Annotated in this window: 11 protein-coding genes and 1 pseudogene; 9 read left to right on the forward strand and 3 right to left on the reverse strand. The window is 56.2% G+C overall.

From position 1 onward, the window contains the following. Nucleotides 1-15 precede the first annotated feature (15 nt). From EBA31_RS13525 to EBA31_RS13535, 3 genes and pseudogenes are all read right to left on the reverse strand, one after another. Nucleotides 16-799 (reverse strand): annotated as a pseudogene (locus EBA31_RS13525) (N-formylglutamate amidohydrolase). Between the two features lie 99 nt (nt 800-898). After that, entirely contained in the window at nt 899-2,620 is a 1,722-nt protein-coding gene (gene olsF, locus EBA31_RS13530) for an ornithine lipid synthase OlsF (protein ID WP_020827038.1), read from the reverse strand. Nucleotides 2,621-2,788: 168 nt separating this feature from the next. Further along, nucleotides 2,789-4,450 (reverse strand): DUF4091 domain-containing protein, encoded by a 1,662-nt coding sequence (locus tag EBA31_RS13535; protein WP_122079455.1) that lies wholly within the window; start codon nt 4,448-4,450, stop codon nt 2,789-2,791. A gap of 465 nt (nt 4,451-4,915) precedes the next feature. Between EBA31_RS13535 and EBA31_RS13540 the strand changes: the two genes are divergently transcribed. The 9 genes from EBA31_RS13540 to EBA31_RS13580 all read left to right on the forward strand — a co-directional run bounded on the left by EBA31_RS13540 (nt 4,916) and on the right by EBA31_RS13580 (nt 14,545). Further along, entirely contained in the window at nt 4,916-6,169 is a 1,254-nt protein-coding gene (locus EBA31_RS13540) for a sugar ABC transporter substrate-binding protein (protein ID WP_046373445.1), read from the forward strand. 82 nt (nt 6,170-6,251) lie between these two features. Then, nucleotides 6,252-7,190, forward strand: a complete 939-nt coding sequence (locus tag EBA31_RS13545) for a carbohydrate ABC transporter permease (RefSeq protein ID WP_020827041.1) — start codon at nt 6,252-6,254, stop codon at nt 7,188-7,190. A 12-nt stretch (nt 7,191-7,202) separates the two neighbouring features. Next, nucleotides 7,203-8,021, forward strand: coding sequence for a carbohydrate ABC transporter permease (locus EBA31_RS13550; protein WP_044551448.1), 819 nt, complete (start codon nt 7,203-7,205; stop codon nt 8,019-8,021). Between the two features lie 22 nt (nt 8,022-8,043). Further along, nucleotides 8,044-9,156, forward strand: coding sequence for an ABC transporter ATP-binding protein (locus EBA31_RS13555; RefSeq protein ID WP_020827043.1), 1,113 nt, complete (start codon nt 8,044-8,046; stop codon nt 9,154-9,156). A gap of 19 nt (nt 9,157-9,175) precedes the next feature. After that, complete coding sequence (locus EBA31_RS13560) at nt 9,176-10,459, forward strand: Gfo/Idh/MocA family protein (RefSeq protein WP_122079456.1); 1,284 nt, start codon at nt 9,176-9,178, stop codon at nt 10,457-10,459. Nucleotides 10,460-10,477: 18 nt separating this feature from the next. After that, nucleotides 10,478-11,386: an ROK family protein gene (locus EBA31_RS13565; protein WP_044551454.1), complete on the forward strand. Its 909-nt coding sequence runs from the start codon at nt 10,478-10,480 to the stop codon at nt 11,384-11,386. Between the two features lie 332 nt (nt 11,387-11,718). After that, nucleotides 11,719-12,489, forward strand: a complete 771-nt coding sequence (gene agaR, locus EBA31_RS13570) for a transcriptional repressor AgaR (protein ID WP_046373443.1) — start codon at nt 11,719-11,721, stop codon at nt 12,487-12,489. Nucleotides 12,490-12,514: 25 nt separating this feature from the next. Next, the gene (locus EBA31_RS13575; protein WP_020827047.1) at nt 12,515-13,681 is read left to right on the forward strand and encodes an SIS domain-containing protein; all 1,167 of its coding nucleotides are present in this window, start codon (nt 12,515-12,517) and stop codon (nt 13,679-13,681) included. Nucleotides 13,682-13,690: 9 nt separating this feature from the next. Continuing rightward, a complete protein-coding gene (locus EBA31_RS13580) occupies nt 13,691-14,545 on the forward strand; it encodes a tagatose bisphosphate family class II aldolase (protein ID WP_020827048.1) in 855 nt (284 codons plus the stop codon). Nucleotides 14,546-14,727: the final 182 nt, after the last annotated feature.

Below are 14,727 nucleotides of genomic sequence, written 5' to 3' on the forward strand. Positions count from 1 at the left end.
GGAATATTCCTAAAGTCAAATTTGCCAGCGATGCCAGGCTTGCGGTAACAGTCTGGCGAAGCGTTCTGCCCAGGCCTGTTGACCTTGTTGATCGGCAAGCAGATCCTGGCGGATCTCGATACCGACATAGGGCAATTGCCGGCGCTCAGCATGCACCGGCAGGGTGTAGTCCGTCGCGTCGGTCATGGCATAGGGCTCGTTGATGCCCACCTGCAAATCCCCTTCGTTCACGCAGCAGCTCAGCCAGCAACAACGCGAACTCCGGCTGACGGTTGAACAACAGTCCGACCTGCCACGGGCGCGCGTTGCCTTTAAACACCGGCGTAAAGCTGTGCATGGCAACGATCGCCGTCGGCAAGCCGCTACGCTGGCGCGCATCCAGGCTGTCGGTTATCGCCTGATGGTAAGGCAGAAAAATCTCATGCTCGCGCGCCAGCGCCTGTTCGGCCGCAATGCCCACGTTGCCGGGGATCGGCGTCAACTCGGACAGTTCTGGTATGGAACTGGGGATGCCGGGTGTCCGATTACAGTCAATAACCAAACGCGAATAGCGCTGATGAATCAGCGGCGCGTCCAGCTGGCGACTAAGGTGACGTGAAACGTTCAGTGCGCCGATGTCCCAGCCAATATGACGGTCTATTTCGCCGGGCGGCAGCCCAAGATCGCCCAATTGCTGCGGTATCGCCTGCCCGGCGTGATCGCAAAGCAATAAGAAGGGCGCGAGGCCTTTTGGCGTTTCAATCGTGACGGCGGCGGGATCTTCGGCGGACAACAAAAACGGGGCGAACGGCTGTGGCATGAAAAACTCCGGCGGAGGAACAAAGCCTTATCTTAGGCTATTTTCCCCCGCCGGTGCCAAGCTTCGGATTAGATCAAAAACGCATGAGCGCCACGCCAATTACTCTATGCACGCCTCCTGCGGCTGATGCACTGCGATATAACGTTGGAAACGCGCAGGTTTAAGCCGAGTGAGATCGACCAGCACCAGCCCATCAATACAGTTATTGAAGGCCGGATCGGTGCCAAAATCGATGAACTGCACCCCGCCCGGTTCACACAGCTCGGTATATTGTTTATACAACGTGGGGATCGAACAGCCGATATTGCTCAACAGGCTTTTCAGTCGCACCAGATCTTCCTGGTAGTTATCGCCGGCAAACTGCGCCAGCACCTGAGGTAACGAGGCAGGATAAGGCTGCCGCGACTGCGCCAGCGCGCTGTCCGGCGAGAAATACAGCCGGTAGAAGGCGATCAGCAGATCGCGCGCCGTTACCGGCATGCCTCCGGATATAGACACCGGGCCAAAAAGATAGCGGTACTGCGGGTACTTCGCCAGGTAGGCGCCTATGCCCAACCACAGATAATCCAGCCCGCGTTTGCCCCAGTAGGCCGGCTGAATGAAACTGCGGCCCAGCTCAATCCCCTGCGCCAGAATAGGTGCCATATCGCGGTCATAATGGAACAGGCTGTTGCTGTAAATGCCTTCCAGGCCCTTGCGTTCTAACTGCTCGGCGGTTGGGATAAAGCGGTAAGCGCCGACAATCTCCAACTCGTCCGCGTCCCACAGCACCAGGTGGTAATAGTCGTCGTCGTAGCTGTCCAGATCGCGGCGGCGACCGGAGCCTTCCCCCACCGCACGGAAAGCGATTTCGCGCAGGCGTCCTAGCTCACGCAGGATAGGCGTACGCGCTTCATCCTGACGGCGATACAGGAAGATGATTTTGCCGTCCGGGGTAACCCCCAGCCGCTCACAGTTTGCCAACGCTTTCTTCAGTTCCAGTCGGTCTTCCGGCAAGGCTATCGGAGATTCGCTGGCAAACAATCCCTCTTTACCCTGTCCCAGGCGATAAACGTGACGGCGGAAACGCTCCGCCAGATCTTTCGCGCTGGTATGGCCGTCGTGCCAGTTGGCAAAGGGAATACGGCCACCCACGCGGATTTTAATGCGCCCGCCCTGCTGCTGGAACATTTCGCGCACCAGTAATAGCGTGGACAGAGGTCGATAAACCAGGGAGGTGAAGTAGAATAAATTGCTGTTACGGGCGCTGATGTGGATCGGCACAATCGGTGCGCGCGCCTTGGCCGCCAGACGCAAGAAACCAGTATGCCAATGCCCGTCGCGAATGCCTTTCGGGCTCATGCGCGACACTTCGCCAGCGGGGAACAGGATCAGCGCACCCTGCTTGTCCAATTGCGCCTGCATGCCTTCAATTTGCTTGCGGCTGGTCTTATAGGCGACGTTGTCCACCGGTACGAACAGGCTGCGCAGCGGTTCGATGTAGGTCAGCAGTTGGCTGGCCACCACTTTGACATCCGGCCGCACCGCCGCGACCGCACGCAGCAGCACCAGTCCGTCAAGTGACCCTATCGGGTGATTAGCCACCAGCACCACCGGTCCCTGGCTCGGGATATTTTCCAGATCGCCATCCACCAGTTCACAACTGAGGTTGAAGTAGTCCACCACCTGCTCGATCAGATCCAGGCCTTTCAGATGGGGATAATCGGCGGCAAACTGTTTAAATTCTTTTTCGAAGAGTAAAGTTCTCAGCAGGCTACGCTGCCAGGCAGGGGTATTGCGGTGTGGAAATGCATCATGCAACAGAGAGTCCAAGCTAAACATCGCGTTATCTCCTGGCTTAGTCGCTGCAAAATTAAGCCAGCGCTATGACCCTAACATGTCAGTAACATGACAAAAAAATGAAATCCCTCGACCTATCAGGTATAGCAAATTATTGAAAACTTGGTGGCGACACTCTGCTTGTCGCCCCCTCGCCGCATTTTATGCCAATTAAATCAACGCTTCGATCCGCTGATTCACCGCTTCACGCAGCCGCAGCAGCGGTGCTGCCTGATGCGGATAACGTTTAAAAGTGATACGAATCCCCAGTTCCTGTTCAATCAATGCCTCTACCGTGTGGCGATCCGTCAGGCTTTCCAACAGCTGCAGCGCACGCATGTCCTGCAACCCCTGATGCAGTACCCGTAACCGCAGCGACTCCACCGGCGCCAGGTTTTCGCCAGGGTAAACCACAAAGGCGTCGCCGGAAGGAAACGCATTTCGGCAATCGGTCACCGCGTAGGGGTTAAGTTTTTCTCGCGAATGGCCGCTGTTATAGAAGTTGAACCCCCAGTGCAGAAAACCGCTGATGTTGTACAGGTAAAGCTGGATGCCCAGAATACGATTACGCGCCGAAGGTTGAGCAAAGAAACGGTTGGCCACCTCGGTCTTTTGCACGCAGCAGTAATAGGCCCACAGGCCCGGAACCTGATGCTCAAGGAAAGCGTCTATATGGTCGGTAGCGGCCACTGGCGTTTCCACCAGTCCTTGCCGGTAAAACGCGTAGTCTGACAGCGCGTCAAAAGTGCGGAACCCGGCCAGCAGCGGGCGCAAGGCGGCAACGGCACGCTGATAAACGGCGATGTTCTCCAGCGTCGGCTCATCCGAGATATGGAACCAGACCTGCTGTTGCAACTGGCGATCGCGGAACCATGCGGTCAACGCCAGCAACAGCGCCTGCAAAAACTGTTGATACTCCTGCGCGTGGGCGTCAGTGTGCCAACCGAACAGCGGGCAAAGTGCGCCGTCGATCTCCACCAGAATTTTTGGCGCATGCGCCGCCCCCCACTGGGTGAACAACGGGGCAATCTCAAAATGTTCAATCCCCTCTTCCTGCGCCATATCCACCCACTGGGCCAGCCGCTGGAAATCAAACCGATAACCCTGCGCGGAACGCTGTACGCCAATCAACTGTACCGTGGTGCGCTCGCCGCCGACGGCGGTATCCAGCGGTGGCGTGAAGATCGGCGTCAGCAGCATGTTGACTCCACTGTTGACCGCACAGCGAACAAAGTTGCGTACCGCCAGCCAGTATTCGGGACTGAACACCGGCACGCGGTAATAATCCGCCAGACAATCGGTATGCACCCATTCGGTGTGCAACAGGGTTTGCGGCGGCAGTTCGACCGGGACAATATGCAGCGTCAGGGTGGCGCTGGCCAGGGCTTCGCCGCTGATAACATCAAACAAGGTCAGGTTGAGCGGGTAATCCCCGCCTGGCACAGGCGTCGACGGCGGTGTATAGGTCAGCCAAAGGCAGCCGTAATAATTGTTGGCGACAAAGAAACGCCGCTCGGCCAGCGGCATCAGCGGATCGGGAAATAACCCCGGCTCGGTACGCAGATAGTTCTCATCGGTCTGAGCATAACAGGGAAAGTGGCTGGGTACCGATTGCACCTGCCGCACGCTGATATACTCTGCCAATGATCCCTCAAGACGGTAGCTTAATTCACGCCGAGTTTCGTTATCGGCCCGGTGAAGGCAATAAACCCCCTGCCAGGAAATCATTTCATTGCTCAGGCCACTCAACTTATTTATTTGATCAATCTGTGGTGCATTGTGGCTGTGGAATATCTTTTCCAGACTGTGAGTAAAAGTCAATGAAAGGCGCATGGCAATAATCTCGCTCTAATGGGGAAATACCGATGAGTGATTTTCAGGCTAAACCCTTTTATCGATTCAAACAATAGTGGTCATTCAAAAAACGGCGTTTACGTCGAGGCAAAGCCTGCCGATACAATTTTTTTGTTTATTTGCATCACAAAAATGAAAGATAGCCAGGCATGCACAATAAAAATGTTTTTAATCCCCATTATGGTGCAAGGGTTATCACTTATTCCTATGACCCCAGCAGCCAGTCATTGCCCTACGGCAGGGCCAAAACCGCCGCAAAAGGTTAACGAATTGTGAACAACTTACGCTTTCGGTTTACGCCCCAACCCTTTCGATCTTAACAACATCGAAACATTCTCGCCCCATTTTTGGGCAGATCGGGGTGTATTGACACATTGAAAGTTAAGGGATAGAAAGAATTCACGTTACGAAAATATTTATTCGTCGTCCACCGAGGGGAAAGCAATGTCACCGATAAAAAATACCGGCCGTCTTCTGGCGCATTCTGCCATTGCGACGGCATTATTATTGCCGACCATGTTATATGCCGCCGATCAAATAACTTTGCGTTATGCCGTATGGGACAGAAATCAATTACCGGCCGAGCAGGAAATCGCCAAGCGCTTTGAAAAAGAAAACCCAAACATTAAAATAGCCATAGAATTAACGCCGTCGGCACAATACTTCGTTAAATTGGATTCCGCCGCAGCTGGCGGCGTAGCGCCAGATATATTCTGGATAAATATGCCTTATTTTGTTCAATATGCCAAAAACGGCATTATGCAACCTTTAACACCTTATATTAGCGGCAGCAGCGTCAAGCTAAATGACGTGGTCGCCAGTTCGGTAAAAGCCTATCAGTATGACGGCCAACAGATGGCCATCCCGCGCGACGTGGACTCTATTGCGGTGTGGTACAACAAAAAGCTGTTCGATCAGGCCGGTGTCAGCTACCCCACCAGCGACTGGAACTGGGACGACCTGAAAACCAAAGCCGCAGCCTTGAAAACCGGCTTGAAAGGCAGTGCCTTCCCGTTGGTAATGGACCTTAGCATCGACGGCCAGGACAGCTACATGAACCTGCTGTTCCAGAACGGCAACCACATCGTCCCGAAAGACGGCCAGCCGACCGACATCGCCAACGACAAGTCCATCTGGGTATATCAGCAGCTGCAGTCAATGATGAAAGACGGGCTGATGCCCAGCGCCCAGCAAATGAGCGAAGTCAAAACCGAGAACATCTTCCAGTCCAACCGCGCAGCCATGGTGTATGCCGGCTCGTGGTTAGCAGCCCCGTTCGCCAACAACCCGCTGATTAACGACCATATCGGCGTGGTAATGATGCCGAAAATCGAACGTCAATCCGGCGTGGCGCACAGCCTGGCGTTCGCCATGTCCGCCAACAGCGCCCATAAACAAGAAGCCTGGAAATACATCGAGTTTATGAGCACCGAAGCTTCGCAAACCGAGTTGGCGAAAGTGGTGATCCCGGCCAATAAAGTGGCGGCGAAAGCCTGGGCGGCGGAGATCAAGAAGGTCGATGTTACGCCTTATATCGACACTCTCAACGTGACCGAGGCCTACCCGACCGCCGGGACCAACACGCCAAAATGGCAGAACATGTGGATAGCCAGTCTGAAGAAAATCTTTATGGGCGCGGATGCCAAACCGGAGATGGATAAGTCGGTCAAGAAGATCGAACGCATCATGGAGCAGTAATCGCCCCGTGCCGGCTGCGCCTGCCCGAAGGCGCGGTCTGCAACGGAACACCGCAAAGCCGTTACTGGTGAGGAATGGCAACATGTCGCTGGCAGATACCTACGGTGCCCTAAAACAACAAAAAAGCATCCCACGTCCTGCGCTCAGCCGCCTGGAGCGCGCCGAGCGTTTTTGGGGTTGGGTGATGATTTTACCGCTGTTGATTGGGTTGACGGTGTTTTACTTCATCCCTTTTTTGCAGAACATCTTTTACAGCTTTACCGACCTCAATCAGTTTATGCGCTGGAGCACCCTCAGCGTCGATAACTACGTCAATCTGTTTGAAGACGACGATTTCTACACCGCCGCCGGCAACACCCTGTTCTATGTGGTGGTGTGTGTACCGGTCAGCCTGAGTCTGTCGCTACTGCTGGCCATTGGCCTCAACCAAAATATCCGAGGCAAGGCGCTGTTGCGCACCCTGCTGTTCCTGCCGGCGGTCACCATGCCCGCCGCGGTGGCGATGGTGTGGCAATGGCTGTTCAACAAGGACTTCGGCCTGATTAACCAGGCGATTGGCCAACTGGGTATTTCACCGGTGGCCTGGCTATCCGATCCGGACGTGGTGCGCATCAGCGTTTCTATCATCATTATCTGGTCGTCGCTGGCGCTGAAAATCATCATTTTACTGGCCGGTTTGCAGAGCATTCCACGCCAGCTGTATGAGGCCGCCGACATCGATGGCATCAGCACCCTGCGTCGCTTCTTCTGTATTACCCTGCCGATGATGGTCCCGACGCTGTTCTTCGTTTCGGTAATGAGTTTTATCGAGATCCTGCAAATCTTTGACGTGGTGTTTTTGATGTTTGACCGCGCGCTGGTGGAAAGCGACGTGATGACCGTCACCAACCTGTTCTACAAATACGCCTTTTACCTGCAGGAGAAAGGTTACGCCTCCGCCATCACCGTGGTGCTGTTCGCCGTCACCCTGCTGATCACCCTGATTCAAATGATGATTGGCAAACGCCTGAAAGTGAGCTGAGGAGCCGCGACGATGAGCATAAGTAAAAGAACGCTGGTGTATCTGTTTATGGTGTTGGCGGCGTTGGCTTCGGTCGTGCCGTTTATCTGGATGCTGGTCACCTCGCTGAAAACTCAGGCCGAGAGTATCCAGATCCCGCTGACGCTGCTGCCGGCCCACCCCAGCCTGCAGGCCTACGGTAAGATCATGCGCGAAATCCCCTTCGCCGATTTTTACCTGAACTCGCTGTTGGCCACTTTTTTCACCGTCACCCTGCAAATGGTGATCGCCACCATGGCCGCCTACGGTTTCTCGCGCCTGCATTTTCGCGGCCGTGATGCGGTGTTTCTGGTGTGTATTTCCATCCTGATGGTGCCCGGGCAAGCCTTTTTGATCCCGCAATTTCTGGTGGTGCAAAAGTTGGGGCTGGTGAACAGCATCACCGGGCTGGTGTTGCCTGGCATCTTCAGTATTTATGCCACTTTCCTGCTGCGCCAGTTCTTCCTCGCGGTACCGAAGGAGATGGAGGAAGCCGCACTGATTGACGGTTACAGCTACTTTGCCATCTTCTGGCGCATCATGCTGCCGCTGATCCGGCCTGGCATTATCGCCTGCATCATCATCAACGGCCTGTGGAGCTGGAACAACCTGATGTGGCCGCTGATCGTCAACACCACCACCGAGAAGCTGACGCTGCCGGTCGGGCTGGCGTCGCTGTCGAGCCGCGCCGGGGTGGAGTATCCGCTACTGATGGCCGGGGCGCTGATGGCAGTGATCCCCATGCTGATGCTGTTCATTCTTTTCCAACGTTACTTCATCCAGGGCATCGCCAGCGCTGGGGTAAAAGGCTAACCGCGAACACAAGGTAAATAACATGGCCGGTATTCAGTTAAACAATGTGAAGAAGGTATACCCCAACGGTTTCAATGCGCTGCACGGGGTCGATCTGGACATTAAAGACGGCGAATTTATGGTCTTCGTCGGGCCGTCCGGCTGCGCCAAATCTACCCTGCTGCGCATGATCGCCGGGTTGGAGAGCGTCAGCGAAGGCCAGATCCTGATCCACGATCGCTGCGTCAACGACACCATGCCAAAAGATCGCGGCATCGCCATGGTGTTCCAGAACTATGCGCTTTACCCGCACATGACGGTCTACAAGAACATGGCGTTCGGCCTGATCGGCAAGGAAAGCAAAGCCGAAATTGACCGTCGGGTGCGTGATGCCGCCGAAAAGCTGGAGATCACCAACCTGCTGCAGCGCAAACCGGGTCAGCTGTCCGGCGGACAGTGCCAGCGCGTGGCGGTCGGCCGCGCCATCGTGCGCAAACCCAAGGTGTTTCTGTTCGACGAGCCGCTTTCCAATCTGGACGCCAAGCTGCGCGTCTCAATGCGCGTCCAACTGATCGAACTTCATAACCAACTGAAACAGGAAGGCGCCGCCGCCACCATGGTGTACGTCACCCACGATCAGGTGGAGGCGATGACCATGGGCGACCGCATCTGCGTGATGAACCGTGGCACCATTATGCAGGTGGATAAACCCATTAACCTGTACCACCAGCCCGCTAACCGCTTCGTCGCCGAGTTTATCGGCAGCCCGTCGATGAACCTGCACGACATGGCGGTGACTCGTAGCGCACAGGGTATTGGGCTGCGCATCGGCAATGAATATCCGCTCGAACTGCCGCCGGCGCTGCAACAACAGCTGGAAAGTTATCCGCACCCGCGTGTGTGTCTGGGCATCCGTCCGGAGTCTCTGCGGCTGTGTGCGCCCGGCAGCAGCAACTGCTTCCCGGCGAAGATTGTCACCATCGAACGCATGGGCAACGAAGAGTTGCTGCACTGTGAACTGGCTGAACTGCGCTTTGTGCTGCGTATGGCGTCGCAACCAGACTGGGAACCACGTCTGGGAGAACAGATCCATCTGGCTTTCGATCTGACCCGTGCGCACCTGTTTGATGAAATCAGCGGCCAAAACCTCAAATAACAAGATCGGAGAACGAGCAATGTCGTCAGCTAAACAAAATGGTTTTGCCGGTCGCCCGGTTCAGGTTCTGGTGATTGGCGCCGGGGCACGCGGTGAAATTTACTCGCGCTACGCGTTAGCGCATCCGGATTTAATGCAGGTAGTCGCGGTAGCCGAACCGCGTGATGTTTATCGGCAGCAGTTCGTCGAACAGCACGGTATTTCGGCGGATAAGGTGTTCACCGACTGGCAACAGGCCGCCGACGCCGGAAAACTGGCCGATGCGGTGCTGATCTGCACCCAGGACACCCTGCACCTGGCACCGGCGCTGGCCTTTGCCAAGCAGGGTTATGCCATGCTGTTGGAAAAACCGCTTTCGCCGGTAGCCAGCGAGTGTCGCACCATCGTTGAAGAGGTGGTGCGTCAGAAGCTGATTTTCTCGGTCGGCCACGTACTGCGCTACACGCGCTACACCCAAAAACTCAAGCAACTGCTGCGCGATAACGTGATTGGCGACATCGTCAGCCTGCAGCATCTGGAACCGGTAGGCTACTGGCATCAGGCACACTCCTTTGTTCGCGGCAACTGGCGCAACGACAATGAAGCCGCCTTTATGCTGCTGCAGAAGTCCTGTCACGACATTGACTGGATCCGTTACATCATGGAACTGCCCTGCGAACAGATCAGTTCGTTCGGCGGTTTACGCCATTTTCGCCAGGAGAACCAGCCTGCCGGTGCGGCTGACAACTGCCTTGACTGCGCCGTGGAAGCCAGCTGTCCTTACTCCGCCAAGCGTATTTACCTTGGCGACGATCACAAGGCCACCTCGGGCTTCCTGCGCGTATTAACGCCCGAGGTCAGCCAATCACACCTGCAGGCGGCGCTGCGCGACGGTCAGTATGGCCGCTGCGTCTACCGCTGCGACAATAACGTGGTCGATCACCAGGTGGTCAATATGCAGTTTGCCGGTGGCCGCACCGCCTCCTTCACCATGACCGCCTTTACCCGACTGGAAGATCGCAAAACCCGTATTTTCGGCAGCCACGGTTGCCTCGAGGGCGACGGTCGCTATATCCGTATCACTTCGTTCGTTGACGACAGTGAAAAAGTGTACGACGTCGAAGAAGCCGACGATCTGCATGCCATGTCCGGCCACGGCGGCGGCGACTACTACCTGATGCAGCATTTCATTGACGCGATCCGCACTAACGATCCGTCGCAGGTGCTGTCCGGACCGGCGGAAACGCTGGAAAGCCATCTGATGGTCTTCGCTGCGGAACGCGCACGCCGCGAATCTGCGGTAATTACCCTGAGTGGAGCCTGAAACGTGGAAATATCACAGATGCGTTACGGTTTCGACATCGGCGGCACCAAGATTGAAATGGCGGCCTACGATCGCCAATTGCGGCAGGTGCTATGTCAACGGGTGAGCACGCCTACCGGCGATTACCGCGCATTTTTGTCCTGTATCCAGCAATTGGTCGATCATGCCGATCGCGAGCTGCACACCCAGGGCAGCATCGGCATCGGCTTGCCGGGCGTGACCGATCCCCGCAGCCGTAAGCAGTTGGCGGTTAACGTCCCCTGCCTCACCGGGCACTGCCTGGCGGACGATTTGGCCCATGAACTGGCGCGGCCGGTTGAAATTGAAAACGACTGTCGCTGCTTCGCCCTTTCCGAGGCCAGCACGCCGCAAACCGAGCATCTGGCGCTGGTCTTCGGCGCCATTATCGGCACCGGTGCCGGCGGCGGGCTGGTGATGAACAAGCAATTGCACAAGGGCCGTAACGGGCTGGCCGGTGAATGGGGCCATACGCCGATCTCTGCTCAGTTGGCGCAGCGTTACGATTTACCGTTGTTTACCTGCAATTGCGGCCTGACCGGTTGTTTTGAACGCTACGTTTCCGGCAGCGGTCTGCTGGCGCTAAGCCGTCATTTCGGCCATCGCGCCGACAGCGTACCGGCGCTGATCGCCCATTACCGGCACGGAGATCCGCTGGCACAGCGGCTGATAGCGATGTACGTCGATATTCTGGCCAGCGCCCTGGCAGGGCTGCAATTGCTGCTGGACGTTGACGCCTTCGTGCTCGGCGGCGGACTGTCGAACGTCGGGGAGCTGTACGCCCTGCTACCGCCGGCCATGAGCGCCTGGCTGTTGCCGGGTACCGAACCGGCGGCAGTCTATCCGCCAGTGCACGGTGACAGCAGCGGCGTACGAGGGGCCGCATTATTACGCCAAAGCTGGCAATAAAAAACAGTGAAACGCCAAACGGGAATAAATGAATGTCGTGGCTTTCATCCTGCTTTCGACAAATTACCTCAGGCGGTGAGTTGCCGCCTGATAAATAACGAATTACCGCTTTTCACTTTATTTTTCGGCCGCTTTCGGTTGATCGCCAATCGAAAGCAAAAACAAATATAACCAGTTGATACATATAGATTTTTATAAATTTATCGGTTGCATTTCATTGTTTCGTTTGCTGTAATTTGCCACGAACAACTGAAAGCACTCCTGTCAGATTAGCTGCGACGCATTGCGCCGCGGCGGGGTATGACTACAGCTAAATCGGGAGTCACGCGTTAATGATAAATACCGTAAAACGACGGGAATTAATTATCGACCAGCTTTGTCGCGAAGGCTCGGTGCGCGTCGAGCAACTCAGCGCCCAGTTTTCTGTTTCCAGCGTCACCATCCGCAGCGATTTGCGCCAGCTGGAAAAAAGCGGCTGTGCGGTGCGCGCTTACGGCGGCGCAATGCTCAATAAACAGTTTGCCTTCGACCGCCCGCTGCAAGACAAGGGCCGCATCAATCGCGACGTGAAATACGCCATTGCCTGCGCCGCCGCGGAATTGGTCAACGACGGTGATGCCATCATTCTCGACTCCGGCTCCACCACCAGCCAGATGGCGCAGCAGCTGGTCGGCAAGAAAGACCTGGTAGTGATGACCAATGCGCTGAACATCGCGTTCGAACTGGCCAACAACGAACAGGTTGATCTGATGGTGGTGGGCGGCAGCGTACGGCGCAAATCCTGGTCGCTGTATGGCCCGGCGGCGGAGCAGCATATGCGGCAATTTCGTTTCGACAAGCTGTTTCTCGGCGTCGACGGTTTTGACCTGCTCAGCGGCATCACCACGCCAGATCCTGGTGAAGCGCAGCTCAACCGCGCGATGTGCGACGTAGCGCGCGAAGTGATCGCCGTTGCAGACGCCAGCAAATTCGGTCGCACCAGCTTTTGCATGATCCGTGAAATTGGCCAAATCCAGCGTTTGGTCACCGACAGCCGCATCCCGGAAAACTACCTGCATGCGCTGAACCATTTAGGTGTCGACGTGATTATCGCCGACCGTTAACCGAGGCTTTCAAGGAGTTTTCAACATGAACGGTTATTTTGCTTACGATGCGGGCTGGCTGGAACAACGGCATGCGCTGCATACCGCACGTGAGATCTGGCAACAGCCTGATTTATGGGACGCCCTGCACCGACAGCTGCAGGAGCAACAAGCCTTGTGGCAACCTTTTCTGGCACCGCTGTTGGCCAATCCTCGCCTGCAGATTGTGCTGTGCGGTGCGGGCAGCTCGGCCTTCGCCGGCCGCGCGTTAGCCCCCTGGCTGCGTGAAAAAACCGGTCGTGACGTGGTGGCCTATGGCACCACCGATATCGTCGCCAACCCACACCAATATCTGGATCTGACGCGCCCAACGCTGCTGGTTTCTTTTGCCCGTTCCGGCAACAGCCCGGAAAGTGTCGCGACAGTCGAACTGGCCGACCAACTGCTGCCGGAAAGTTATCACCTGATGCTGGTTTGTAACCCGGACAGCCAATTGGCGCACTATGCCCATCAGCGCGAGAATGTCTGTTCGTTAGTGATGCCGCAAGGCTCCAACGATCAAAGCTTCGCCATGACTTCCAGTTTCAGCTGCATGATGCTGTCCGCCGCGCTGTTGCTCGGGCCGCACTCCCTTTCAGAGGCCCAACGCCCACTCGCGACCATGGTGGCGCGCTGCCGCGAACTGCGTGAAACGCTGCAACCACAGGTAAAAGCGTTCGCGGCCAGCGGTTTTCGACGCTACATCACGCTGGGCGGCAGTTGTTTCACCGGGCTGGCGGAAGAGGCTTCGTTGAAAATGCTGGAACTGACCGCCGGGCAGATTGTCACCCGCTACGACTCACCGCTTGGCCTGCGCCATGGGCCCAAATTTATGGTCGATGACCAAACGCTGGTGCTTCTGATGTTCTCCAGCGGTGACTACGCCCGCCAATACGATCGCGATTTGTGGAACGAACTGCATCGCGATGGTCTGGCGATGCAGATGGTCGGCTTGACCGGCAGTGCGCAGCCGGTATCGGACATGATGCTGAACCTGCACCACGCCGAAGACGACGTCTGGCTGCTGTTCCCTTACCTGTTATTCACCCAAATGCTGGCCTTTGAAAGCTCGCTGGCGCTTGGCATGACGCCGGACAACCCATGCCCGACCGGTGAAGTTAACCGGGTGGTTAAAGGCGTCACCATTTACCGTTATCCGTCTTCTGTGGCGTAAGGAATCTCTATGTACCTGATATCCAACCGGGAAATGCTGCAAAAAGCACAACGCCAGGGTTATGCCGTACCGGCGTTCAACGTCCATAATCTGGAAACCGTGCAGGTGGTGGCGGAGACCGCCGCCGAATTGCGCTCGCCGGTGATCATGGCCGGCACGCCCGGCACATTCAGCTATGCCGGCACCGACTATTTGATCGGTATCTGCCAGGCGGCCGCACGCCGTTACGATCTGCCGTTAGCGCTGCATCTGGACCATCACGAAGAGATGGACGATATCGAATACAAGGTCAAAAGCGGCATTCGTTCGGTGATGATCGACGGCTCACATCTGCCGTTCGAACAGAACATCGCCAAAGTGGCTGAGGCCGTCGCATTGTGCCATCGCTACGGCGCCAGCGTTGAGGCAGAATTGGGCCGCCTCGGGGGCCAGGAGGATGACCTGATTGTCGACTCCACCGACAGCTTCTTCACCGATCCGGCCGCCGCGCGCGAGTTTGTCACCGCTACCGGCATCGATTCGCTGGCGGTAGCCATCGGATCGGCTCACGGGCTGTACCACGGCGAACCCAAGCTGGACTTCGACCGCCTGGCGCTAATCCGTGAGCAGGTCGACATTCCACTGGTACTGCACGGCGCATCCGGTATTCCAGAAGCCATGGTGAAACGCGCCATTTCTCTAGGGGTGTGCAAGGTCAACGTCGCCACTGAGCTAAAAATCGCTTTTGCCGACGCGGTAAAAAGCTATTTTTCACAACATCCCGATGCCAACGATCCGCGTAAATACATCGTGCCCGGCAAGCTGGCGATGAAAGAAGTGGTGGCAGAGAAAATCCGTATCTGCGGCAGCAGCGGCATGCTGTAACTCAGCATAAATCACCACGCTTGGCCGTAGTTTCAGTTTCAACTGCGGCCACTCAGCATTTTTTAACGTGATGCGCTTCACAGTAAAACCGCCATACTCCCTCGTCATTCATTAAGCCGACTTCACTATGATCTAAATCATGGTTTTGCCAGCCCCCCCTCCCTATTATCAAATCCATCAAG

Origin of the sequence: Serratia sp. P2ACOL2 (assembly GCF_003691565.1) — a bacterium.
Lineage (GTDB): Bacteria > Pseudomonadota > Gammaproteobacteria > Enterobacterales > Enterobacteriaceae > Serratia > Serratia liquefaciens.

Excerpts from the sequence above, each read along its gene's own strand:
- EBA31_RS13555 (WP_020827043.1), top strand. The coding sequence starts at position 8,044 with ATGGCCGGTATTCAGTTAAACAATGTGAAGAAGGTATACCCCAACGGT.
- EBA31_RS13535 (WP_122079455.1), bottom strand. The coding sequence starts at position 4,450 with ATGCGCCTTTCATTGACTTTTACTCACAGTCTGGAAAAGATATTCCAC.
- agaR (WP_046373443.1), top strand. The coding sequence starts at position 11,719 with ATGATAAATACCGTAAAACGACGGGAATTAATTATCGACCAGCTTTGT.
- EBA31_RS13575 (WP_020827047.1), top strand. The coding sequence starts at position 12,515 with ATGAACGGTTATTTTGCTTACGATGCGGGCTGGCTGGAACAACGGCAT.
- EBA31_RS13580 (WP_020827048.1), top strand. The coding sequence starts at position 13,691 with ATGTACCTGATATCCAACCGGGAAATGCTGCAAAAAGCACAACGCCAG.
- olsF (WP_020827038.1), bottom strand. The coding sequence starts at position 2,620 with ATGTTTAGCTTGGACTCTCTGTTGCATGATGCATTTCCACACCGCAAT.
- EBA31_RS13560 (WP_122079456.1), top strand. The coding sequence starts at position 9,176 with ATGTCGTCAGCTAAACAAAATGGTTTTGCCGGTCGCCCGGTTCAGGTT.
- EBA31_RS13565 (WP_044551454.1), top strand. The coding sequence starts at position 10,478 with ATGCGTTACGGTTTCGACATCGGCGGCACCAAGATTGAAATGGCGGCC.
- EBA31_RS13540 (WP_046373445.1), top strand. The coding sequence starts at position 4,916 with ATGTCACCGATAAAAAATACCGGCCGTCTTCTGGCGCATTCTGCCATT.
- EBA31_RS13550 (WP_044551448.1), top strand. The coding sequence starts at position 7,203 with ATGAGCATAAGTAAAAGAACGCTGGTGTATCTGTTTATGGTGTTGGCG.
- EBA31_RS13545 (WP_020827041.1), top strand. The coding sequence starts at position 6,252 with ATGTCGCTGGCAGATACCTACGGTGCCCTAAAACAACAAAAAAGCATC.